This is a genomic window from Nocardia sp. NPDC006044, from assembly GCF_042871115.1.
Classification (GTDB): Bacteria; Actinomycetota; Actinomycetes; order Mycobacteriales; family Mycobacteriaceae; genus Nocardia.
In genome coordinates, this window is sequence record NZ_JBIAID010000001.1 from 2437884 (window position 1) to 2459668 (window position 21785).

Consider the following 21785-nt stretch of genomic DNA (forward strand, 5'->3'; position numbering starts at 1 on the left):
CACCAGAGCAAGGCGCAGCAGTGTTACGCCATGGCAGTTCGCGCGGCGAAGGAGCCGATGACCCGGCGTTGTGTGCGAACGCCGTAGTTGGCATCGGCCACCGCATCACAGCGACGACGCGTGCGTGCTGGATCAATTACTTCGATGCCGCGGAGCGTCCGGCCTGCCTCGATCCGGCTCCGCTAGTGCTTTCAGGGCCTTCTCACGAACCCCAGGCGGATAACGCTTCGGCATGATAACCATCTTCCTCACCAAAGGAAGCGGCCCCCAACCCGTGACGGTTCAACGTGCATCCGACAGTTTCTGAAAGGCAGCGGGTCCCGGCTGTGTGACGGGCGGGAACATGCCGTTTCACCGTCAGGGTTCGTCTTCATCTGATTGATTGCGTTCGAGACGAGTACTTCGTCCATTCCCTATGGGGCTGTTCGCGGGAGTTGATGGCCGCAGCGGCGTGCAAGGCCGATTCGAGTGCGCTGCCGGCGTGTTCGCAGGTGGGCTGGACTGAGTTCCCGACGTAGTAGATGTCGCGGTCGTGATCGTAGCCGTCCGGTTTGGTGAAGTTCGGTGGGAGCACGGCCGGGATCGCGACGCTGGATAGTCCGTGCAGCCGCTGGAACTGTGCGGGCGAAATGAGCCGGCGATAGCGGATCTTTCGGGTGAAACCCGGGGCGATGGTCTCGACCTGTGCGAGGATGTACCGCTCGAGCTGATCGCGCTCGGCCGGACCGAACTCGGTGATTCCCCGGGGGAACAGCACGTAGGCGTTGAAGGAGCGATAGTCGCGTTCACCGGGCAGGTCGCAGGGGAAGATGCTGAACAACGGGGCCGCTGGTTGTTCGCCTTGGTCGAGGGTGTCGAGTAGCCGGGGCACGTTCGGCGGGATGTGTGCGATGGTGTGCACGCCGGGCGGGAACGGCGCGTCCTTGGCGGTGGCCAGGTGCAGGACGCCGGCCGCGAGTCCCGGTATCGCCGTCGGCGGGTACAGGTCCAGCCGCGCCTCGCTGGAGACGACGTACCGGGCGCTGGTGACCTGTCCGCCGGCCAGGACTGTCTTGGTACCCGGTCCTTCCGAGACCTGTGTGACCGGTGTCCGCAGGTCGATGGTGCCGCCGAGCTCGACCAGCCGCTGGGCCATCCGGTCGACGAGTACCTGCGGTCCGCCGACTGGAGTGACCGGCCGGTCGTAGCCGTACGCGAGTTTCTTGGAGAACAGTGCCGCGAACATATCGGCGCGAAAATGCCTGGGCGGCGTCGCGAAAGCCCAGCAGAAGGTGCCGATGAAGTCGGCGAAGTCACGGGATCGGACATGCCGGTCGAGGATGTCCGCGACGAATATCGGCTTGTCGCCGACAGTGTGGACCGCGCGCAGGAATCGAAAGAGGTCTGCTGCCAACGGGATGAAAGGCCGGATGGTTCGCAGACCGATCGGGAACCGGTACCGGGCGCGTTCGGTGCAGAACAGCGATTGCGGTTCGGTGAAGGCGATGTCGACACCGAGATCGGACATCGTTCTGGCGAACGCGGATCCGAAATCGTTGCACGCGACCGTGAATTCGAATCCGTCGAGCTCCCGGCTGCCGCAGAGTCCGCCGACGGTGTCCCGGCGTTCGCACACTCTGACCTGCCGGCCTGCCGCCTGCAGGGCGATCGCGGCGGCCAGGCCGGAGATGCCCGCGCCGACGACGAGGACGTCGGGCTCACCGCTCATCGCGTGCCGCCGGGAACGCGCGCGGTGACGATGAGTGCGTGTGGGCATTGGATATACGGCTGCCAGAACGCCGCGCCGTGTTCGGCGATCCCTTCGGGTGTCGGTTCCGGCGCGGTCCAGGCGATGTCCTCGAATCCGGCGTCGTGCAGTGCTGTTTCGTGCGCCGCCTGGGTCCAGCGATAGCCGGTCACGGTCACCGGCGGTTCGAATTGGTAGGACGTCAAGGTGAGCGGTTCACCCTGTGCGCGTACAGGTTTCGACTGGAGCGTGAAGCCGTAGCGCTCGTACCAGCCGGGGTCGGCGGAGAACTCGGGATTGAGGGCGAATGCCACGAACCGTCCGCCCGGACGGAGCGCGTCCGCCGCACCTCGGCACATGCGTCCCAGGTCGGCGATCGACTTGGCGTACGGCAGGACATAGACGGCGGTCACCAGGTCGACCGGACCGACCCGTGCGGCATCGGCAAGGTCGGCTTGCACGTAGTGCACACCCGCCGGCTGGGCGGCCTCGCGTTCTTCGGCAACCGCGAGCATGCCCGGCGACGGGTCGATGCCGGTTACCCGCGCCGCGCCGAGCCGTGCGAACACCCGCACGTAGAAGCCGCTGCCGCAGCCGGCGTCCAGTACGGACAGGCCGGTGAGGTCGCCGATCGCGGCCAGCAGGCTCGGCGCCTCCAATTGCCTGCGCATCGGCCATTGTTCGGATGCCTCGTAGGCCGAACCGAGCGCGGCGAACTGGTCGTCTTGGGCCGAGAGGTGTGTGGGTTCAGTCATCGGGTTGTCCCTGGGCCGGAGTTGTGGGGGGTGTTGGTGGTGAGCTGGATCAGCTGGGCGACATCGGCCACGGTCAAGCCTTCGATGCGCAGCCCGCACGGCGCGACTCCGACGATCCGGCCCGGTGCGGTATCTCGGTGCGGGGTCGAGAGGCTGCGCGATACCTCGGCGGCGACGGCCTCGACGTGCGGCGGCTCCATCATGGTCAGGTGGTTGCCGGGCAGCGTGCGCACCGTTGTCTCGCCGGAAAACAGTTCTGCCCATGCGGTTTCCGGATGTGGGTCGAAGACGCCGTCGTCGCGCTCGCCAGCTCGAAGGTAGAGCAGGTCGGTATCGATCGGCCGGGGTACGTGTGCGCGGATCGCCTGGTTGGTCGCGATGACGACGTCGCGGACCCGGGGATCGGTGTGCAGCGTGTCGTGGAATGCCTGCCACATCCGTGGCGCGGTGTCCTCGAACACCGCGAACGCCTTCGTGATGTCGTCGACGTCGCGCAGATCGAGCCGGTGCGCGTCGGCCACTGTCACCGTGTCCAGCATGATGACCTTTGCGACCTCGTAGCCGGCGTCGAGCAGTTGACGGGCCATCTCGTGGGCGATCAGACCGCCGGAGGAGTGACCGCCGAGCACGTATGGCCCTGAGGGGCGACTTGCCCGCAGTTCCTCGATGTTGCGGGTGGCGATCGCGGTTATGGTCGCTGGGATGGTCTCGCCGGGCTCGAGCCCGCAGGCGCGGAAAGCGAGAACGGGCTGCTCTGGGGGGAGGTTCGCGGTCAGCTCCCGATACGTGTAGACGGTGCCGCCGATCGGCTGAACCAGATACAACGGCGTCCGGGACGCGTCGCCGGGCCCCAGCGGGATCAACAGCGGCGGTATCGGAATCGGTTCGGGCCGAATAAGTTCCAGCATTTCCCCGAAGGTGGGATGGGTGAGCAGGGCATGCGCGGGCAGGTCGACGCCGAGCGATTCCTTGACCCGGCTGCGCAGCAGCACCGCGAGCTGCGAGTCGCCACCCCGGCGGAAGAAGTCATCGGTCGCGGAAACCTCTGCTGTGCCGAGTAATTCGCGCCAGAGCGCGGTGAACGCGGTACGGACGCGGTCGCCGGCCTCGGCTGGCGCGATGTCCTCGATCGCCGGCCCGGGGTTCTGGTCACCGGTTGTGTTGCCGAAGGGGTAGGTGGGCAACGGCACTCGGCGCCGCGGTTCGCTTCGGTGCACCCCCTGCCATCGCACGTCCACGCCGCGGCACCAGAGTTCGGCCAGCGCGCGGCTGAGTTCGCCGTGCTCGGTCCGTCCCGGCGCGCTGGAAAGAGTCGAGCGCACAAGGCGATCGGCGCCGGCGGCGGGATGGAGGCGGGCGAGCCGGGTGAGGGTGGTCCCTGGGCCTACCTCGAGTAGAGCCAGGCCGGGTGTCTGGAGCAGGGTCGCCAGCCCGTCTGCGAATCGGACGGGCCGGCGCATATGGTGGGCCCAGTAGTCGGGCGCCAAGGGGTCGGCCGCGCTCATCCAGGTAGCGGTCAGACCGGAGATGATCGGGATATTCGGTCGCCGATGCGGCAGTCCGGCAGCGACTTTCGCGAGTTCGTCGACGACTCCGTCCATCAGCGCGGAGTGTGATCCGGTCGCGATCGGCAGCCGGTGCGTGCGTACCCCATCTGCTTTCAGTTGCTGCTCGAGCCATTCGATATCGGCGACTCGACCTGACACGGTGCAGTTGCGGACGCCGTTGACCGCGGCCAGCGACAGCCGGTCCCCGATCAGCGGCAGTATCTCGTGCTCGGTGAGCGGCACGGTGACCATCGCGGCCTCGGGCAGGTCGTCGCATAGCCGTCCCCGCCGCGCCACCAGGGTCACCAGGTCGGGTAGCGAGATGATGCCCGCCACTTGGGCGGCGGTGAATTCGCCCAGGCTGTGGCCGATTACGGCACTCGGACGGACTCCCCACGACAGCAGCAGCTCGGCCAACGCGACCTCGGTCGCCGATATGGCCGCCATGTTGTAGGAGGGACGCTCCAGCGCCGCCGGTGCGGAGTTCGGCGCGAAGAGCAGCGACCGCAGGTCGCAGCCGAGCTCGGTGTCGAACAGGGTGGCGCAGCGATCGAGCGCGTCCCGATAGACCGGCTCGTCGGCGTACAGCTCCCGGCCCATCCCGGTGTGCTGCGACCCGACGCCGGGAAACAGGAATGCGACGCCGGTCGAGTCCGCGAGTGCCGAGAAGGTGTGCTCGCCGTCGCCATCGACCAGCAATCGGGCGGCTTCGGCGGCAGTCGATGCCACTATCGCCTTGCGGTGTCGCATGGTCGCGCGGCCGTCCTGGAGTGTGAACGCGATGTTGGACAGATTGGTCACCGAGTCGCCGCGCAGCCGGTCGCTCAGCTTGGCGCACACGGAGGTCAATGCGGTGAGGTCCTGCGCCGAGACCGGAAGGATCTGGTCCCGGTGCGCGGGCTCGGTCGACTTCGGAGCCGGGGGTTCTTCGACGATGACGTGCGCGTTGGTGCCGCCGATGCCGAAAGAGCTGACACCGGCTCGCCGCGGAATCCCCTGCGGCGGAGTCCACGGGAGTGCGGTCGCGTTGACGTAGAAAGGGCTGCGTTCGAGATCGAGGGCCGGATTGGGCTGCCGGAAGTGCACCACCGCGGGGATGGTCCGGTGCCGGATGGCCTGGACCGCGGCGATGAGCCCGGTGATTCCTGCGGCCGAATCGAGATGTCCGACATTGCTTTTCACCGACCCGAGGGCGCAATAGTCGATGCGATCGGTATCCCGCCGGAAGGCGCGGGTCAGTGCGGTGACCTCCACCGGGTCGCCGAGCGGGGTGGCGGTCCCGTGGGCCTGGACATAGGTGATGGTTTCCGCGGAAATCCCCGCGGCCGCACAGGCTTCGGTGATCACCTCGACCTGGCCCTCGACGCTGGGCGCGGTGAAGCCCGCTTTGCGGGCGCCGTCATTGTTGACCGCGGACCCGATGATGACGGCGTGCACGGTGTCCCCGCAGGCCAGCGCCTCGTCCAAGCGTTTGAGTACGACGACGCCGACACCGCCGGCGGGCACCGTGCCCTGCGCGTGGCTGTCGAAGGGACGGCAGTGACCGTCCGGGGACAGCACACCGCCGTCCTCGTACCGGTAGCCCGGCGCGTCTGCGGGCTGCAGGCTCACGCCACCCGCCAGCGCGAGATCGCAATGGCCGTCGGCCAGGCTCTGGCAGGCCAGATCGACGGCGACGAGGGAGGTAGAGCACGCGGTGTTCACCGTGACGGCCGGCCCGCGCAGGCCGAGCTTGTGCGCGACCTGAAGGCTCAAGAACTGCATCGGGTTACCCATCGCGGCGCGCTGGGTGGCGGCGATGCCGGACAGCAGCCGATGGGATGTGGTGCGCAGCCAGTGATAGGGCAGCCCGGTACCACCGAAGACGCCGACCGGAAGATCGAGCCGGCCGGGGTCGTACCCCGCGTCTTCGAACGCGTGCCAAGCAGTTTCGAGGAACAGGTGCAGTTGCGGGTCGCTGTCGCGTGCGTCGGCTGGATTGATTCCGAAGAACGCGGCGTCGAATTCAGTTGCGCGAGGCGGGATTCCGGACGACCCCAGGTATCCGGGGCGATCGGTGGAGCGGTGCGTGAGTCCCTCCCGGCCCTCATGCAGCAGTTCCCACAATCCGGCGACATCGTCGGCGCCGGGAAACCGGCCACCGATTCCGATGATCGCGATCTTGTGCGTCGTCGGTCGCGGCCGGTCCGTATGGGATGTGCTGGGAGCGACAGACCTCAGATGGTCCACGAATCCGCGAATGGTCGGATGGTCGAGCAGCGTGGTGGGTTCGACGGCCACGCCGAGCCGGGTGCCGAGCAGGTTGTGCAACCGCATCAGCAGTAGCGAGGTGCCGCCGGCGTCGAAGAACGGCTCGTCGAGTCCGACCGCGTCCAGTCCGAGCACTTCACACCACAAACCTTGTACGTCGGTGTGCAAGGGGTCCGGACCCGGCCGGGTATCCACGAGGGTGCCGAGTGGCGCGGGTAGCGCTCGGCGGTCGATCTTCCCGTTCGGCAGCAGCGGTAGGGCGGGCAGCACGACGTACAGCGCCGGGACCAGGGGAGCGGGCAGTCGTTGCCGTAGATGCCTGCGCAGGTCCGCCGGCTCCGGGGCCTGCCCGTTTGCCTGGACCACGTAGGCGACGAGCCGCTTGATACCCGGATCGTCCTCTCGGACAACGACAACCGAGCGGCTGACGTGCGGATGTGTCCCCAGCGCGAACTCGATCTCACCCGGCTCGATGCGCCACCCGTGCAGTTGGATCTGGTGGTCGGCGCGGCCCGCGTAAACCATCGATCCATCCGGCCGGAATCGCACCAGATCACCGGTCCGATACATGCGTTCGCCCGGTGCGAACGGGCAGGCGACGAAGCGGGCGGCGGTGAGGCCGGGCATACCCAGGTACCCTCGGGCCAATCCCGGCCCGGCGATATACAGCTCGCCGATTTCGCCGTGCGCGACCGGACGTAGGTCATCGCCGAGCACACCGAGCGCGACATCGCGCCCTGGGGTGCCCAGCGGCGGACTCGCTGAGCCTGAGAGCGGGTCGCTGATGGTCACGACGACGGTGGTCTCGGTCGGTCCGTAGACGTTGATCATCCTCACCTGGTCCGACCATCGTTCCACGACCTGACCGGGGCAGGCTTCACCGCCGACGACCAGCGTGAGGCCGGCGGGCAACCCGCCGCAGTCCTCGAGCAACGGCATGATCGCCGGCGGCAGCACGACGTGGGTGATTCGTTCGGTGCTGAGCAGTCGAGTCAACGCGGGCCCGGGATGCATGTTGCCGGGGGCGGCGATCACGAGCGTGCCACCCAGGAACACCACCGCCATCTCCCACAGGGCCGCATCGAAACTCGGCGAGGCGAACTGCAGGAACCGCGAACCGGGACCCAGCCCTAGCCGATCCTGTTCGGTCAGTGCCATGCTCGCTATGCCGCAGTGGGAGATGACGACTCCCTTGGGACGGCCGGTGGAGCCGGAGGTGTAGATGACATAGGCCGCGGTCTCGAGCGGCACGGGATGCTGCGGATCGTTGAGCGAATTCGTCGGCATCGCGGCCAGATCGGCGGCGGTGCCGGGATCATCGAGATACAGCAGACCCTGACGGTGATCGGCGAGAACGCTCGCGTCGGCCCGGTAGGTGATCACATGAGTCGGCGCCGCGTCTTCGAGGAAGAGGTCGATCCGCTCTTTCGGATAGGTGATGTCGAGCGGGAGATAGGCCGCGCCGGCCTTGCTCACCGCCAGCACGGCGGCGACGAAATCCGCGGAGCGGGGCAACGCCAGCGCGACGATGCTGCCGGGACCGGCACCGCGGGACCGCAACAGGTGCGCGAGCCTGTTGCTGCGGATATCCAGTTCGGCGTAGGTCAGGTCGCCTTCGCCGGTGGCGACGGCGGTATCAGTCGGCCGCTGGGCCGCCTGTGCCTCGAACAATCCCGCTATCGACGAGGTGGACACCCGTTGCGACATAATCCTCAACCTGCCTGTGCTTCGTTGATAGACCGTTGACTGTCCCGAGTAGCGGAGCCGAACGTGGCCAGCCGCGCTCGCGCCGTCGTCAGCGTGGCCTCGGTGCGGTTGAAGGCGACTCGGACGTGGCTGTCTCCGTCAGCGGGCCGTGCGTAGAACGCGGTCGCCGGTGCCATCAGGACGCCGCCGCGCACCGCCAGCGTTCGCGCGAAGGCAGGGCTGTCCGTGGTGGTCATCGCCCGAATGTCGGCGAGGATGTAGCAGCCGCCGCGTGGCGGCTCGCAGCGGAACCCGTTCTCCTGCAACAGGAGCACGGCCTGATCGCGTCGCTCCCGCATGGCCACCGCGACCTCGTGCAGCGCGGGCCCGAACAGTTCGACGGCGGCGGCCGCGTGCTGTAGTGGCGCGGATGTTCCGACGGTGGTCGCCACGTGGACCGCGCGCAGCAGCCGAGTCCATGGCGGACGGGCCCGCAGGAAACCGATCCGCCAGCCGCTGACGGCATGGCTTTTGGAAAGACTACCGACGACGATGCTGCGCTCGGCCAATCCCGCAACGGAGGCCACCGAGCAGTATGGTTCACCGCCGTAGACGAAGGGGGCGTAGACCTCGTCGGACACCACGGTGACATTCCAGGTCTCGCACAACTCCGCGATCTGCTCCAGCTGCGCGCGTGCGAATACGGTGCCGGTCGGATTGCCGGGGCTGTTGAGCACGATCACCCGGGTGCGCGGCCCGAAGGCCGCAGCGAGTTCGTCCGGGTCGGGCAGCCAGTGCGGGCCGCGCAGCCGGACGAATCGTGGTATCCCGCCCGCCAACGCTATTGCGCTGAGGAAGTTTTCGTAGAACGGCTCGAGCACGACGACCTCGTCGCCGGGATCTACCGTGGTCAGCAGGGCGACACAGAGGCCTTCGCTGCCGCCTACCGTGACAGTCACTTCGGTCTCCGGGTCAGGCGCGCCCGGCAATCCGGCGGCGATCCGCGCACGTAAGGCCGGCACGCCCGCGGGGTCGGCGTATTGGTGCGCACCCGAGCGCAATGCGGCTAGCGCCTCTTCGATCAGCATCGGTTCAGGCACCGGAAACCCGGGCGTACCGACGGCAAGGTCGACCAGGTCGGCGACCCCGGTGTTCTGCAATAGGGCAGCCAGTCCTCCGCTCGGTAGACGAGCGACCCGTTCGGCGCCCAGCATTGGTCCTATCGGTGTATAAGTCGATTCGCTCTTCACCGCAGTGCATCGTTCTGCTCGGCGGTCGCCTCGAAAGCGCCCCGCGGTATGCGCGGCAGCCAGCCCGGGCGGCCACGTTCGTAACGCTCGATCGAGTGCCGGTGCAGCAGTGTCGACTCGACCACATCGAGTCCTTGCAACATCAGCTGACGTGCTCGCTGGTCCACCGGAAACACCCAGCGACCTTTGTCGGAGAGCAGTGCGCATTCGCCGAGGTCGACAGTGACGGTGAGTCCTGTCGCGGATTCGGCCTCGTCCATCAGCTCCCATACGACCGGTCCCGGGAGATCTACTGGCACCAGACCGTTGTTCCAGGCGTTACGGCGGAAGATATCGCCGAATCCGGTCGCCACCACGACCGCGAAGCCGCCGTCCCGCAGCGCCCACACCGCGTGTTCACGAGAACTACCGACCCCGAACGCGCGACCGGTGAGCAATACCGATGCGTCCCGGTGCCGCGCTTGCGCCGGAGCGAACTCGGGGTCGTCTCGCCAGCGTGCGAACAGTGCATCCGCGTAACCCGATTTGGTGACACGTTTACAGAACTCGGCAGGAACGATCTGGTCGGTATCCACGTTGTCCCGGCGCAATGCCACCGCGCGGCCGGTGTGACGGATGAATGGCTCCACAGTTATCGCAACCCCTCTTGTGATCGGCCACGTTGTGGTGGGGCAGGAAGGTCGCCCGGCAAGGCCAGCCTGCCCGTCACCGCGGTCGCCGCCGCGGTGACCGGAGAGACTAAATGTGTGCGAGCCGAACGACCTTGCCGCCCTTCGAAATTGCGGTTGGAGGTGGCGGCGCAGCGCTTCGGGCCGATCAGGCGATCACTGTTCATGCCGAGGCAGATCGAGCAGCCGGGCAGGCGCCACTGTGCTCCTGCGGTCTCGAAGATCTCGTCGAGTCCTTCTCGCTCGGCTTGCTGACGGACCGCCATGGAGCCGGGGACGACCAGCAGTTCAGTGCCGTCTGCAACGCGGCGTCCGCGCAGCACATCCGCTGCGGCGCGCAGATCCTCGATCCGTCCGTTGGTACACGAACCGAGGAACACCACGTCGATCCGCACCGCGCGCAACGGAGTGCCGGGGGAGAGGTCCATGTAGGCGAGAGCACGTTCGGCTGCCGCGCGTTCCAGCGGATCATCGAACACTTCCGGCGACGGAACGACTCCGCTGACCGGTACTGTCTGCGCGGGATTGGTGCCCCAGGTGACCAGCGGGGACAGTGCCGAGACGTCGATGGTCACAGTGTGATCGAACCGCGCACCCTCGTCAGTGCGCAGTGTTCGCCAGTAGGCGGTGGCCTGATCCAGTTCTGCACCCTGTGGCGCATACGGTCGCCCGGCGAGGTAGCGCAGCGTGGTCTCGTCGGGAGCGACCAGACCGACCCGCGCGCCGGCCTCGATGCTCATGTTGCACAGGGTCATCCGGGATTCCATGGACAAGCCGCGGATCGCCTCGCCGCGGTATTCCACCATGTGACCGTGTGCGCCGTTGACGCCGAGCCGGGAAATCAATGCCAGGGCAAGGTCTTTGGCGTCGACTGTCGCGGGCAGCACACCGGCGAAGTCGACCGCCATGGTCCGGGGTCTGCGTGCCTCGAGGCACTGCGTCGCGAGCACGTACTCGACATCGCTGGTGCCGATCCCGAAGGCCATGGTGCCGAACGCGCCATGGGTGGACGTATGGCTGTCCCCGCACACCACGGTCATGCCGGGCAGGATCAGCCCCAATTGCGGCCCGACTACGTGCACGATGCCTTGCCGATCGTGCCCGAGAGAATAGAGCTCGATGCCGAACTCCGCGGAGTTTCGGCGTAGCGTTTCGATCTGGTCGCGCCCCATCGGGTCACGCAATATCAGCGAGTCGGTCGGTACATTGTGATCCTCGAGAGCCAGCGTCAGCTCTGGCCGTCGCACCTGGCGCGACCGAAGGCGCAGGCCGTCGAACGCCTGAGGTGAGGTGGCTTCGTGGGTCAGATGAAGGTCGACGTAGAGCACGTCGGGCTCGTCGTCGGTGGCTGCGGGGATCACTATGTGGCTGTCCCAGAGTTTGTCGGCGAGCGTGGTGGGTGCATTCATCCGACGGCTCCGGCAGAAGTCACAGGCGGCCCGGTTTTGTGGATCTGGTTGGCCGCCGAACACACTGCCGCGCGGATCGCCAGATTTCGAGAGTCCGCCAAGCCAACGCCCCAGAACGATTGGCCATCCGCGAGAACCTCGCAGCACGCATAGCTGGACCCGTGGTGGACGCCGGCGGCGACCGCGCCGACCGTCAGTCTTTGCACGACGCCCTCTGCACCGTGGGCCGCAAGCAGATCCGAGGCCGAATCATCGTCGATCGGTTCGTCGCTCATGCCATCGGCGGGTGCGATGTGGGCGTCGCGACCGGGCCGCACGTACCGCTCGTCGAAGTTTCGCCACAGCTGCGCCGCGGTGATCTCTCCGCCGGTCGTCTCGCAGACCCGCTGCATCGCCGCGGCGAAGTCGATCTGCAGCGGACGCGGGAGCTCCAAGCCGTACTCGGCGCGCAGCAGATGGGCGATACCGCCCTTGCCGGACTGGCTGTTGATCCGGATCAAAGCCTGGTAATCACGGCCGATGTCGTGCGGGTCGATCGGCAGATACGGTACATCCCACCGAGCATCAGGGGAGCCGCCGCGCGCCTTCAGCCCCTTGGCGATCGCGTCCTGATGGGTCCCGGCGAACGAGGTGTAGACGAAATCGCCCACCCACGGATGCCGTTGGCCCACCGGCATGCGCGTGCACCGCTCCACAACACGCCGAATGCCGTCGAGGTCGCGCAGATCCAGCATGGGGTCCAGGCCTTGGGCAAGACGGTTGAGCGCCAGCGTGATCAGGCAGACGTTGCCGGTCCGCTCGCCGTTGCCGAACAACGTGCCCTCCACCCGATCCGCACCGGCGAGCACCGCCAGCTCCGCCGCGGCGACGCCGCACCCTCGATCGTTGTGCGGGTGCACGGACAACAGCACCTGTTCGCGATGCAGCAGGCTGCGGCTCATGTACTCGATGCGGTCGGCGAACTCGTGCGGCGGATAGACTTCCACGGTCGCGGGCAGGTTGACCGCAAGAGTGTTCCGAGCACGGGGCGCCCAGAACCCGAGCACCGCATTACAGATCTCCAGCGCGAACTCGGGTTCGGTCTGGGTGAACGATTCCGGCGCGTACTGCAGGAAGATCTCCGTACCCGGCAGCGAATCCTGAAGGCGGAGCGCCTGTTCGGCGCCGTCGAGCGCCAACGCTGTCAGTTCCGCCCGGTTCATTCCCAACACCAACCGGCGTTGTACCTCCGAGGTCGGGTGGAAGATCTGCAGAATCGCGCGCCGAGCACCGGCCAGCGAGCGGACCGTTCGCTCGATGAAATCGCCCTTGATCGGCGCCATCACCTGGATCACCACATCGTCGGGGACCGCATCGGCTGCCACCAGGTGCCGGACGAATTCATGATCGTCCCGGGAGGCGGTCGGGTATCCGACCTCGATTTCCTTGAACCCCAGCGAAACCAGCAGATCGAACATGATGCGCTTGCGGTCGCTGTCCATCGGGTCGATCAGGGCCTGATTGCCGTCGCGCAGATCGACACTCGCCCAAATCGGAGCCGTGCCGAGTCGCCGTTGCGGCCAGGACCGATCGGTCAGACCCACCGGCTGATACGCGACATACTTTTCGTAGTTCATCGGACTCGGTTGCTGCTGACCGCGAACCGCGGCCTGGCTGCGCGTGGGCTCGGAAGACTTGGTCGAAGTAGTCGCTGCTGGATTTTGCGGACATTCCGATTTCGAATCGCCGGGCAGCAGCTGGCCTTCGGCTGGATCGACATCGCAGTGGTCGGCTCGGTCAACGTCTGGCTGTCTCGGCTGCAGCTGCTCGGTGGCAGCACCGGCAATCGGCAACTCATGCGCGGATGTCATCGAAACCCGCCACGGCACAACAGCTTCGGTGTGATCGACCAGTCGATGTGGACCTCGTACCTGCGCATCATCAGCTCCTCACTTACCTATCCAGAGTTCGATGAGCAACGTGATAGATAGCAGCCTGGGGCACGCCATTGTTGCGACACAATCGAGCGTTCCGTCGGCTGGAACGAAGCCGGCTGGGTGCCCTCACGGAGCCATATCCGGGGTGGTCAGCAGCGAGGTTTGTGGCAGACCGAACGGCGGCGAGGGGCCCAGTGGAATTCGGGGCTGCGATATTCGGGTTCGACATTGGAATCGGGGTGGTAGCGGACGGTTTGTTGGTGATAGTGCAGGAATCCGTTGGTCATGATGAACCGTCACGGGTTGAGGGGCGATTCCTTTCGTGATGAAGATCGTTATCATGCCGAAGCGTTACCCGCCTGGGGTTCGTGAGAAGGCCCTGCGTCTGGTTCTCGATCACCTCGATGAGTTCCGGTGTGCGTATGCCGCCGCGTACGCGATCGGGCCGATGGTCGACGTGCATGCGGAAACGCTGCGAGTGTGGATCGTGAAAGCACTAGCGGCATCGCACCACCATCGCGTCCAAGGACGGGGTCCGTGCCACCGGCAAACTCAACCGCGAATTCAGCTGCTCTGCACCGAATTTGGTGTAGGTCGCGGATTCACCTACGTATCGACCTGGTCGGGGTGGGCGTATTTGGCGTTCGTGTTCGACGCCTACTCCCGGGCGATCGTGGTTGGACAGCTGCGAGCACGAAAACGACCGCGTTAGTGTCCAAGGCGCTCACCATGGCGATCTGGCGGCGCGGTCACTACGGGCATCCGAGCGAACCCGGTCTGATCCATCATTCCGACGACCGCTTGAACCTGAGCAATACACCTCGATCAAGTTCACCGAATCGCTGGCAGTGCAAGGACTCTCGGCATCCATCGGTTCTGTCGATGACGCTTATGACAATGCGCTGGCCGAGTCGATCATCGGATTGTTCCAGACCGAAGTCGTCAACCGGCACGGCCCGTTCAAGACGATCAGCGAGGTCGAATACGCGTTGATGGAATAGGTCGACTGGTATAAACAACGCCCATCTGCACTCGCGGCTGGACAACCAAGCCCCTGCCGAATACGAAGCCGGTCCCGAACCCGTGACGGTTCACTGAGGTGCTCGTTCAAGGCCAGATGCTCCACGTTCTTTATCTCATCAATAACCTTGTGCGTGTGGTCCAATACATCGGGAACTCTCTGATTGCCCCTGATCGTCAGATGTTCGTGTTTCGTACTCGTAGTTGTTTGCTGATCCGCCGAGGACGGGGTCGATTTGCGGCAATCGGCGAGTATCGGCAGGTGCGGGCTCCCATCTCGAGGGCTTGCTGGCCGGCGATGTGTTCGATCGGGACAGTGTGCTGGCCGAGGTATCCGAAGTCCACACCGTCTTCGGCGGTGGCTGGGATCGGAATATCGCCGATCATCCCGGTGGCTGGGTCGATGTTCTGGCCGTAGGAGTCGTAGAGATGAATCGCTCCCGGTGCGGGCACCTGCTCCGTCTGCGGTGAACAGTATGTCGCCGTGGACGTTCGGGTACGACCAGTTGTCGATGAGCCGCTCGCGTCCGATAGTTCCGAGTGTGATGTCAGCGATGGCGTTCGCGGTGACGTTCCTCGTGGCGTTCGTGGTGACGCTGTTCGCGGTCGGCGCGGGAGTCGAGGGCGGTTTTTGAGCCTTCGGGGTCGGTGATGAGGACTCCGCCCCAGACGACTCGACCGGTCACTCGCAGCAGGGGCAGCCCTGGGTCGCCGCGGTGCTCGCCGGTGATGGTGACTCCGGCGCCGTGGGCGGTAAGTTCGTTCGCGTCGACCGCCCAGCCCGACGGCACGATGAGGGTGATCTTTCCGGCCTGGCAGTTGACTCGGAGGTCCACTTCGGAGTGGGGGCAGTCGGCGGCGGTGAAGTCGAGCAGGATCGAGCCCATGGTCGAGTTGGCGGTGATCGCGGCGGGGACCTGCCAGTGGCCGGTGCGGGTGACCGCGCCCCAGGTGCTGGAGAGGGTGAGTGGCTGAGTGGACATGGGTGTCTTCCTTTGGATGAGGCCGGGAGCGGTGGGTCAGGCCGCGACGGTGGGAATGGAGAGTTCGTGGGTGCTGGCGCGGAGGCGTCCGCTGTGGTCGTAGAAGTGGGTCAGGGCGACCCCGGTGGCGAGGCTGACGAGCAGCCATCCGAGGACGGCGGCGATACTGCCGGTGAGACCGGTCGCCGGGGTGGTGAAGACGAGGTCGCGGACACCGTCGGTCACGTGGCGCATCGGCAGCACCTCACCGAGGCGGCGGAAGACCGCTGGTAGCAGTTCCGGTGGGTAAGCGCCGCCGGAGGACGGCACCCCGAAGACCACCAGCACCACCGTCGCCAGCAGTGCACCTGGTGCCCCGAACACCGCGAGTAGCACCAAGGGCAGCACTCCGGCGGTGGCGACGGCGAGCACCGAGAAGGCCCACAGACCCAGCGGGGCGGAGCTGGGCATCCCCAGTCCGGCTACTGCCACCGTCTCGATTACGGTGGCGGCGATGGCCGCGCATCCGGTCATCAATACGACCTTGGTCAGCAGCGTCTGCACGCGCCCTATCGGCAGCGGAGGGTGGGTTGCCCTCTTGTGCAGGAACTCTCGTGGGGTGAACCCGAGTATTCCGTCGACCCCGGAGTGCAGCAGCTGGGCGATCAGGAATCCGGTCAGGATCAGGACCAGCGTGTAGTAGAAGGCCGCCATCCCGCCCGCGGTGTGTGCGGGTGCGGGGGCGGTGGGCGTCGTCACCACCGTGATCGGGTTGGCCAGCGCCACCTGTGCGGCACCGGTTTTCGCCGGACTGTCCGCGGGTAGGTGGGTTGTCAGGTTCGCGCCGAGTGCTCGGGACAGCTGCGCGAGCACTGTCTGGGCGACACCGGTGGCGGTGCCGGTCGCTGCGGGGCCCGCGATCGGGTTGGTCAGTACGGTTATCGTCGGCGGGGCGGGGGCGCCGGTGGGATCGGTCAGGCCGGCCAGGCGGGAGCTGAAGTCGGGCGGCACGATCACCGCGGCGTAGCCGGCGCCTTCGGCCAGCATCTGCCGCGCGGCCGGCTCGTCGTCGGCGGTGATCCAGTGCGCTGCCCCGGCGGCCGTGCCCGTGCGTATATGTTCGGTGAGAACCTTTCCGGCCGAGATAGTTCCGGCTCCGGTGTCGGTGTTCACCCACAGGATCGGGATCCGGCCCGCTGGCGCGTCGGTGTCGAGCACCCCACCCAGATATCCCAGCGTCAACACCAAACCCAGTACCGCTGCGAATACGGTGAACACCCAGATTTTGGGGCTGCGCAATAGTGCTGTGGCACGCAGGCTCATATCATCGTTCCTGTTCGTCGAGCAGTACTGTCGGTCAGCAGGTGGCCGCGGCGGTGACCAGGCCGGTGATGGCCTCCGGTGCGCCGAGCATTGCCAGGTGTCCGGTGGGCACCTCGATGGTGGCGGCGTTCATCCGGGCGGCCATGAACCGCTGGCCGTCGGTGGGGATCATCTGGTCGCGGGTGGCTATGGCGTAGTGGGTGGGCAGCGATCTCCAGGCAGGAGTGTCGACGGGTTCGAGCATCGCGGCCAGTGCCAGCGGGCGCTGGGTCGCCGCGAGCAGCGCGGCGGTGTCGGTGTCGGTGTCGGGTGCGAAGACGCGGTGGAACTGTGCCGGATCGATCGCGAGTTCGATGTTGGGCGGGCCCTGCGGGTCGGTGGCGCCGGGCAGCGGGCGGGCCTGGGTGACGTGTTGTGCCGCGCCGCCGAACTTTTCGTCGATCGCGCCAGCGGATTCACCCTGGTCGGGAGCAAACGCGGCGACGTAGACCAGAGCGGTGACGGCGTCGATTCCGGTCGCGGCCGCGGTGATGACCGCGCCACCGTAGGAGTGCCCGACCAGAACGACCGGTCCGGGGACCGTGGCCAGCACCGCTCGCAGATACTGCGCGTCGTGCCGCAGGCCGCGCAGGGGGTTCGCCGGGGCGAGGACCGGGTAGCCGCGCTGAATCAGGGTGCGGGCGATCGCATCCCAGCTACCGGTGGCATCGGCGAAGGCGCCGTGGACGAAAACGATGGTCGGTGTGCTCATGAGCTGCGGGCTCCCTGCAGTAGCGAAACGATGATCGGACGGATGCGATGTTTATGCCGTTAACATAAATGGGAATGGTAACACTGTCAACATTTGCGGTAAGGTCGGCGCATGAGCACCACGGCAAGGGTGACCCGCAAGGGCTATCACCATGGGGATCTGTCGAACGCGCTGATCGGCGCCGCGATCGAGTTGGCGCGCGTGGGCGGACCGGAAGCGATTGTGCTACGGGAAGCGGCACGCAGAGTCGGCGTGTCAGCGACATCGGCCTATCGGCACTTCGCCAGCCACCACGAGCTGATCGTCGCAGTCAAGGACCACGTCCAGCAGGAACTGACGCGCGCCATGGCAGCAGAGCCGGTGCCCCCGCACGCGGAACCACCCGCCCAAGCGCTGGCACGACTACACGCCCTCGGTCGTGGTTACCTGCGGTTCGCCCAGCAGGAACCGGGCTGGTTCCGAGCAGCGTTCAACCACGAGACCCCGACCGCGTCCTCCTCGGAATCCTTCCTGCTGCTGTCCGACGCGCTCGACGGTCTGGTGACGGCCGGGGTGCTGCCCGCCGACCGCCGCGCCGAGGTCGAAACACCGGTATGGGCAACCATTCACGGACTCGCGCAGCTACTGGTCGACGGCCCACTGAGCACGCTGCCGGAAAACCTGAAGCAGGACACGATCGAACAGACCCAGCACTTCATCACCCGCGCACTGCGGGAATGACCCCGCCGGGGCGCCCACACGAGAATTACGAGAAGACGGCAGTCGAAGCAGAATCGACCTATTTGATACAGGTATGCGATCAGACCAGGGGTTGCTCGGCGGTGGGGATGCGGGGTAACCATGCGGTTCCGGCGGCACGGGCGGCATGTTCGGCGCGATCGGGATCGTGGGCGGCGATTGCGTCGACCATGTCGCGCAGCCGCGTGAGCAGATCAGCGGCGTGGTCAGGGTTCCAGCTGGTGTCGATGGCGACACCGGGAATCGGGGCGGTCATCAGGTACCGGTAGAGCTCGGCGAGCAACGGGTTTCGCGAGGCCTCGTTGAGCGCGGAGTAGAACGCCAGTGCGGCGGGCAGGAATTGTTCGACCGTGTCGGTGTGCAGGGCCGCCAGCTCGAGCAGGCGCAGCTGCGCGCGGAGCCGGTCGACGTCGGCGTCGCTGGCGCGGGCCGCGGCCAGGCGCACGGTGCGCTGTTCGAGCATCACACGCATTTCCAGGACATCGCGTGCGCTGGCGCGAGCCAGCCGGTCGAGCAGGGGATACTCCAGGGGGCTGGCCGAGCGCACGTAGGTGCCGTCGCCACGCCGGGGTTCGAGCATGCGCGCCTGCACCAGTGACCGTACCGCTTCCCGGACCGTGGAGCGGCTGACGCCCAGCGCACTCACGAGCTCGGGCTCGGATGGGATCTTGGCCCCTACCGGCCATTCGCCCGCCACCACCCGATCCAGCAATTCGTCAGCTACCTGCTGTGACAAGGTTCTCACTCGAACAGGCCTGGCCAGTTCGGCCACCTCGATAACTCCTTCATCCTGCTCATCGCCGGTCTCGATACGGGGAACACGCAAGGTTGACAAACATCTGATGTTTACATTCTACTGGTCCGGTCGCCCTGTTGTGGCGATCTCCGGGTTATCGAGTTGTCAAGTCTTTGTGCGGACCTCGGGCCTGTGGTCGAGGGGTCCGCCGGTCCAGGGAAGGAATCTCAACATGAAACGCTCTGCCTTTGCCGCCGCTGCGTTCGGCGCCGTCGCCGTCGCCGCGAGTGTGGCGCTCGCTCCGGCCGCGTCGGCCTACCCGGTCGGCCCGTGGGGACTGGAGGGCCCGTGTGCGGGCAAAGCGCCGCAGGAATGCGCGATGAGCCCGTCGCCGGACGGGTTGACCTGGTCCTGGCACGGCGATGCCTGGAACTACGACAAGACGGGCGCGTTCGTGTGCATGTCCTCGACGTTCTGGTGCGCGCCGGTGATGGTCGCGGTCCGCGCATTGCCTCCCACTCCGATCGGGTCCTGGATCCACCCGTAATCCGACGCGACCGGCCGAGCGTTGACGCACGCTCGGCCGGTCCTGGATGCACGACCCGCCCTCACCGGCCCTGCTGCATCGCCGCCGACACCGCGCGGCCGCAGCCTCGGCGATCGCGCTGGTTGAACCCGAGACAGCTACGGCTGGCGTTCACACCGCGCCGGTGCCGTCATCCGGCTGCGGTCGGAGGCACCGGGACGCTCCAGAATTCGGGAAGTTCTGCGGGGCTGATGGTGCCGAACTGGCCGAAGAGTCCCAAAACGAAGATGTAGAGAATCATTATTGCGTTGGTGACGCCGATGACGGCGAGTACGGGGATGACGCGTTGCAGGGGGCGGGGCGCGGTGGCCGGCGGGTCGAAGAATTGTGTGCCTTTGGTTCTGTACCAGTAGTAGAAGGTGAGGTAGCTGGCCATGAGGATGCTGAAGGAGATGGTTTCGTAGAGCGGGAACTGATGCCAGGTGCCTGGGAAGAGGGTGAATCCGGCGATTCCGCTGTCCCAGCGGAAGAAACCCAGGGCGTAGAACAGCGGGTCTGCCGGGAGTGTGAAGAGGACGCTGGTCCCGATGAGGATGGGGATGAAGCGTGCGATGCCGAGTCGGTAGCGTCGGCGTAGTCGGATGAGCAGGCTGCACGCGGTCATGCCGGCGACGGCGCCGCCCACCCAGGCGGGAATGAGGATGAGCAGCTGAGTGGGCTCATAGTGCGCGGGCGCACCGGACCATCCGGGTACGTAGGGCGCCCAGGACGATATGACGGCGACACCGTGGGCGTTGTATTGCATGACTCGGGTCCGTAGGTTGACCAGCGGTTCGATCCACAGGGACAGCAACGTCCCCAGGCAGAGCGCCAGTTCGAGGTTCATGCGCCCTTCTCTGCGCATGCGACGCAGGTAGACCACCAGACCCGCGATGATGATCGCGCTATAGAACGCACAGATCACCAATTCGGTGACGATAGGGAAGTTGTTGCCGGAGGTCGGGGCGGGGGCGAGCCGGTGGCCGCCGTCGGCGAGCCAGCGGGCAAAGATGATCAGCTGTACGACCAGGCTCGCTACCCCGAATCCGGTCCAGACCGGACGAGGTAGCAGGAACCAGCCGGCTTTGACGGCCGCGGTGGTGGTTGCCGGTTGCGGGGAGGCAGCGGTGTCGCTAGTCAACGTGTGCTCCTCGGTGAGTTGCTCGTAGCGTGCGGGCCAGAGTGGTCGGGGCCAGCAGCGAGCGTGGCGGCCGTAGCAGGTGCAGTACGTCGAGCACTGCGCTCGCGACCTGGGGGTTGTCGGTGGCGCCGGTGAACACGTGCTCGGCGTAGCGGTCGGTGATGCGTTGGAGGAGCGTCGGTGGGCCGCCGTCGGTGGTGGGCCAGCTCAGGTCGGTGGTGGTGGCCAGTTGCCATGCCCAGTTGTTGAGGCGGGCCAGCTGCCGGTGGAATCGGGGGGCGAGGTCGCAGCTGCGGGGTCGGGTTCGGCAGCAGCGCGCCAGCAATGCGGCTGCCGCGGCGGCGGTGCTCATGCCTTGGGCGTAGATGGGATTGAGGCTGCACACGGCGTCGCCCAGATGGATGAGGTTGGTCGGTTGGCCGTGCGCGTTCTCGACGTATCGGCGGCGGTTGCTGGTGGCGTGGGTGGCGAGGATGGGGGTGAGTGGTGTGGCGTGGGCAAGGACCTCGGCGATGGCCGGGGTAGGCAAGCTGCGGGCGAAGCGCAGGAAGTCGTCTTCGGTCGTGGTCGGGCGATGGGACTTGACCCCGATCAGGCTGACCATCCACCGGTTGCCTTCGACGGGGGCGAGCACCGCACCGCGGGGGCGATGGGGTGCGGCGAGCTGGACGTAGCAGGCGTGCCAGTCGGCGATGTGGCGATCGGGGATCGCGTATTGGCGGCTGGCGTAGCCCACGTGCGCGTCGATCACGACTTCGGGCACCGGGGGATAGCCCAGCCTGGCCAGCCAGTGCCTGGCGCGGGAACCGCGGCCGGTGGCGTCGACGACCAGGTCGGCGTCGAGGGGGATGGGCGTGGCCTGGAGACGGACTCCGGTGATGGTTCGCGCGTCGCCGACCAGACCCTCGACGGCGCGCCCGCAACACAGGTGGACCCGGGGGTGGGCGAGGACGCGGTCGCGCAGGACCGATTCGATCAGCACTCGACTGGCGCCGTAGATCGTCAAGGAGGACGGGAATCGTTTGCTCCAGCCCGCCGGGTTGTAGATGGCCGTGTCAGCCCCGAAATCGAAGGCTCGCGCGCCGGCCGCGGCCAGGTCGGCGGCGAATCCGGGCACGAGCTGCTCGATCTCCCGCAGCCCTCGATGTACCAAGGCGTGCAGGTGTACTGACTGTGGTACCCCCGGCCGCTGACCTGGACTGTCGAGTAGCCGATCACGTTCCACGACAACGACTTCGTCGACGTGCTCGGTCAACGCCTGAGCGGCCAGCAGGCCGGCGATGCTGCCGCCGAGAATCACCGCGCGCATACGTGCGCCGCCAATCCATCGGGGGACCGGTGG

The 21785-nt window shown here is 66.6% G+C and carries 18 protein-coding genes; 4 read left to right on the top strand and 14 right to left on the bottom strand.

What is annotated here, in order from left to right:
* Positions 1–370: 370 nt before the first annotated feature.
* The 7 genes from ACFYO1_RS11505 to ACFYO1_RS11535 all read right to left on the bottom strand — a co-directional run bounded on the left by ACFYO1_RS11505 (position 371) and on the right by ACFYO1_RS11535 (position 12907).
* Positions 371–1708 (bottom strand): phytoene desaturase family protein, encoded by a 1338-nt coding sequence (locus tag ACFYO1_RS11505; protein ID WP_387229543.1) that lies wholly within the window; start codon positions 1706–1708, stop codon positions 371–373.
* The gene (locus ACFYO1_RS11510; RefSeq protein ID WP_387229545.1) at positions 1705–2481 is read right to left on the bottom strand and encodes a class I SAM-dependent methyltransferase; all 777 of its coding nucleotides are present in this window, start codon (positions 2479–2481) and stop codon (positions 1705–1707) included. The genes ACFYO1_RS11505 and ACFYO1_RS11510 overlap by 4 nt, the downstream gene beginning before the upstream one ends.
* Entirely contained in the window at positions 2478–7985 is a 5508-nt protein-coding gene (locus ACFYO1_RS11515; RefSeq protein ID WP_387229547.1) for an amino acid adenylation domain-containing protein, read from the bottom strand. The genes ACFYO1_RS11510 and ACFYO1_RS11515 overlap by 4 nt, the downstream gene beginning before the upstream one ends.
* A 5-nt stretch (positions 7986–7990) precedes the next feature.
* Positions 7991–9124, bottom strand: coding sequence for a pyridoxal phosphate-dependent aminotransferase (locus ACFYO1_RS11520; protein ID WP_387229549.1), 1134 nt, complete (start codon positions 9122–9124; stop codon positions 7991–7993).
* An 86-nt stretch (positions 9125–9210) separates the two neighbouring features.
* Positions 9211–9843: a 3-isopropylmalate dehydratase small subunit gene (gene leuD / locus ACFYO1_RS11525; protein WP_387229551.1), complete on the bottom strand. Its 633-nt coding sequence runs from the start codon at positions 9841–9843 to the stop codon at positions 9211–9213.
* Positions 9844–9845: 2 nt separating this feature from the next.
* A complete protein-coding gene (leuC, locus tag ACFYO1_RS11530) occupies positions 9846–11291 on the bottom strand; it encodes a 3-isopropylmalate dehydratase large subunit (RefSeq protein ID WP_387229553.1) in 1446 nt (481 codons plus the stop codon).
* Positions 11288–12907, bottom strand: a complete 1620-nt coding sequence (locus ACFYO1_RS11535) for a 2-isopropylmalate synthase (protein WP_387229555.1) — start codon at positions 12905–12907, stop codon at positions 11288–11290. Before ACFYO1_RS11535 ends, leuC begins: the two co-directional genes overlap by 4 nt.
* A gap of 9 nt (positions 12908–12916) precedes the next feature.
* On the opposite strand from ACFYO1_RS11535, the gene ACFYO1_RS11540 reads away from it, so the two are divergent.
* Both ACFYO1_RS11540 and ACFYO1_RS11545 read left to right on the top strand, forming a co-directional pair.
* The gene (locus tag ACFYO1_RS11540; RefSeq protein WP_387229557.1) at positions 12917–13261 is read left to right on the top strand and encodes a hypothetical protein; all 345 of its coding nucleotides are present in this window, start codon (positions 12917–12919) and stop codon (positions 13259–13261) included.
* A gap of 623 nt (positions 13262–13884) precedes the next feature.
* Positions 13885–14208 carry a hypothetical protein gene (locus ACFYO1_RS11545; RefSeq protein WP_387229558.1) on the top strand — a complete coding sequence of 108 codons (324 nt, stop codon included), beginning with the start codon at positions 13885–13887 and terminating at the stop codon, positions 14206–14208.
* Positions 14209–14404: 196 nt separating this feature from the next.
* Here the strand turns inward: ACFYO1_RS11545 and ACFYO1_RS11550 are convergent, their stop codons facing one another.
* The 4 genes from ACFYO1_RS11550 to ACFYO1_RS11565 all read right to left on the bottom strand — a co-directional run bounded on the left by ACFYO1_RS11550 (position 14405) and on the right by ACFYO1_RS11565 (position 17263).
* Positions 14405–14680 carry a hypothetical protein gene (locus ACFYO1_RS11550; protein ID WP_387229560.1) on the bottom strand — a complete coding sequence of 92 codons (276 nt, stop codon included), beginning with the start codon at positions 14678–14680 and terminating at the stop codon, positions 14405–14407.
* Positions 14681–14775: 95 nt separating this feature from the next.
* Positions 14776–15210: a hypothetical protein gene (locus tag ACFYO1_RS11555; RefSeq protein WP_387229562.1), complete on the bottom strand. Its 435-nt coding sequence runs from the start codon at positions 15208–15210 to the stop codon at positions 14776–14778.
* 36 nt (positions 15211–15246) lie between these two features.
* Positions 15247–16512 carry a YhgE/Pip domain-containing protein gene (locus ACFYO1_RS11560; RefSeq protein ID WP_387229564.1) on the bottom strand — a complete coding sequence of 422 codons (1266 nt, stop codon included), beginning with the start codon at positions 16510–16512 and terminating at the stop codon, positions 15247–15249.
* A gap of 34 nt (positions 16513–16546) precedes the next feature.
* Positions 16547–17263 carry an alpha/beta fold hydrolase gene (locus tag ACFYO1_RS11565; RefSeq protein WP_387229566.1) on the bottom strand — a complete coding sequence of 239 codons (717 nt, stop codon included), beginning with the start codon at positions 17261–17263 and terminating at the stop codon, positions 16547–16549.
* A 111-nt stretch (positions 17264–17374) separates the two neighbouring features.
* Here ACFYO1_RS11565 and ACFYO1_RS11570 point away from each other — a divergent pair, with 111 nt between their 5' ends.
* Positions 17375–17983: a TetR/AcrR family transcriptional regulator gene (locus ACFYO1_RS11570; protein ID WP_387229568.1), complete on the top strand. Its 609-nt coding sequence runs from the start codon at positions 17375–17377 to the stop codon at positions 17981–17983.
* Positions 17984–18062: 79 nt separating this feature from the next.
* Here ACFYO1_RS11570 and ACFYO1_RS11575 read toward each other — a convergent pair whose 3' ends face one another.
* Entirely contained in the window at positions 18063–18737 is a 675-nt protein-coding gene (locus tag ACFYO1_RS11575) for a FadR/GntR family transcriptional regulator (RefSeq protein ID WP_387229570.1), read from the bottom strand.
* A gap of 232 nt (positions 18738–18969) precedes the next feature.
* On the opposite strand from ACFYO1_RS11575, the gene ACFYO1_RS11580 reads away from it, so the two are divergent.
* Entirely contained in the window at positions 18970–19284 is a 315-nt protein-coding gene (locus tag ACFYO1_RS11580; RefSeq protein WP_387229572.1) for a hypothetical protein, read from the top strand.
* Between the two features lie 169 nt (positions 19285–19453).
* Here the strand turns inward: ACFYO1_RS11580 and ACFYO1_RS11585 are convergent, their stop codons facing one another.
* Positions 19454–20443, bottom strand: a complete 990-nt coding sequence (locus ACFYO1_RS11585; RefSeq protein ID WP_387229574.1) for a spirocyclase AveC family protein — start codon at positions 20441–20443, stop codon at positions 19454–19456.
* Complete coding sequence (locus ACFYO1_RS11590; RefSeq protein ID WP_387229576.1) at positions 20436–21752, bottom strand: FAD-dependent oxidoreductase; 1317 nt, start codon at positions 21750–21752, stop codon at positions 20436–20438. The genes ACFYO1_RS11585 and ACFYO1_RS11590 overlap by 8 nt, the downstream gene beginning before the upstream one ends.
* Positions 21753–21785: the final 33 nt, after the last annotated feature.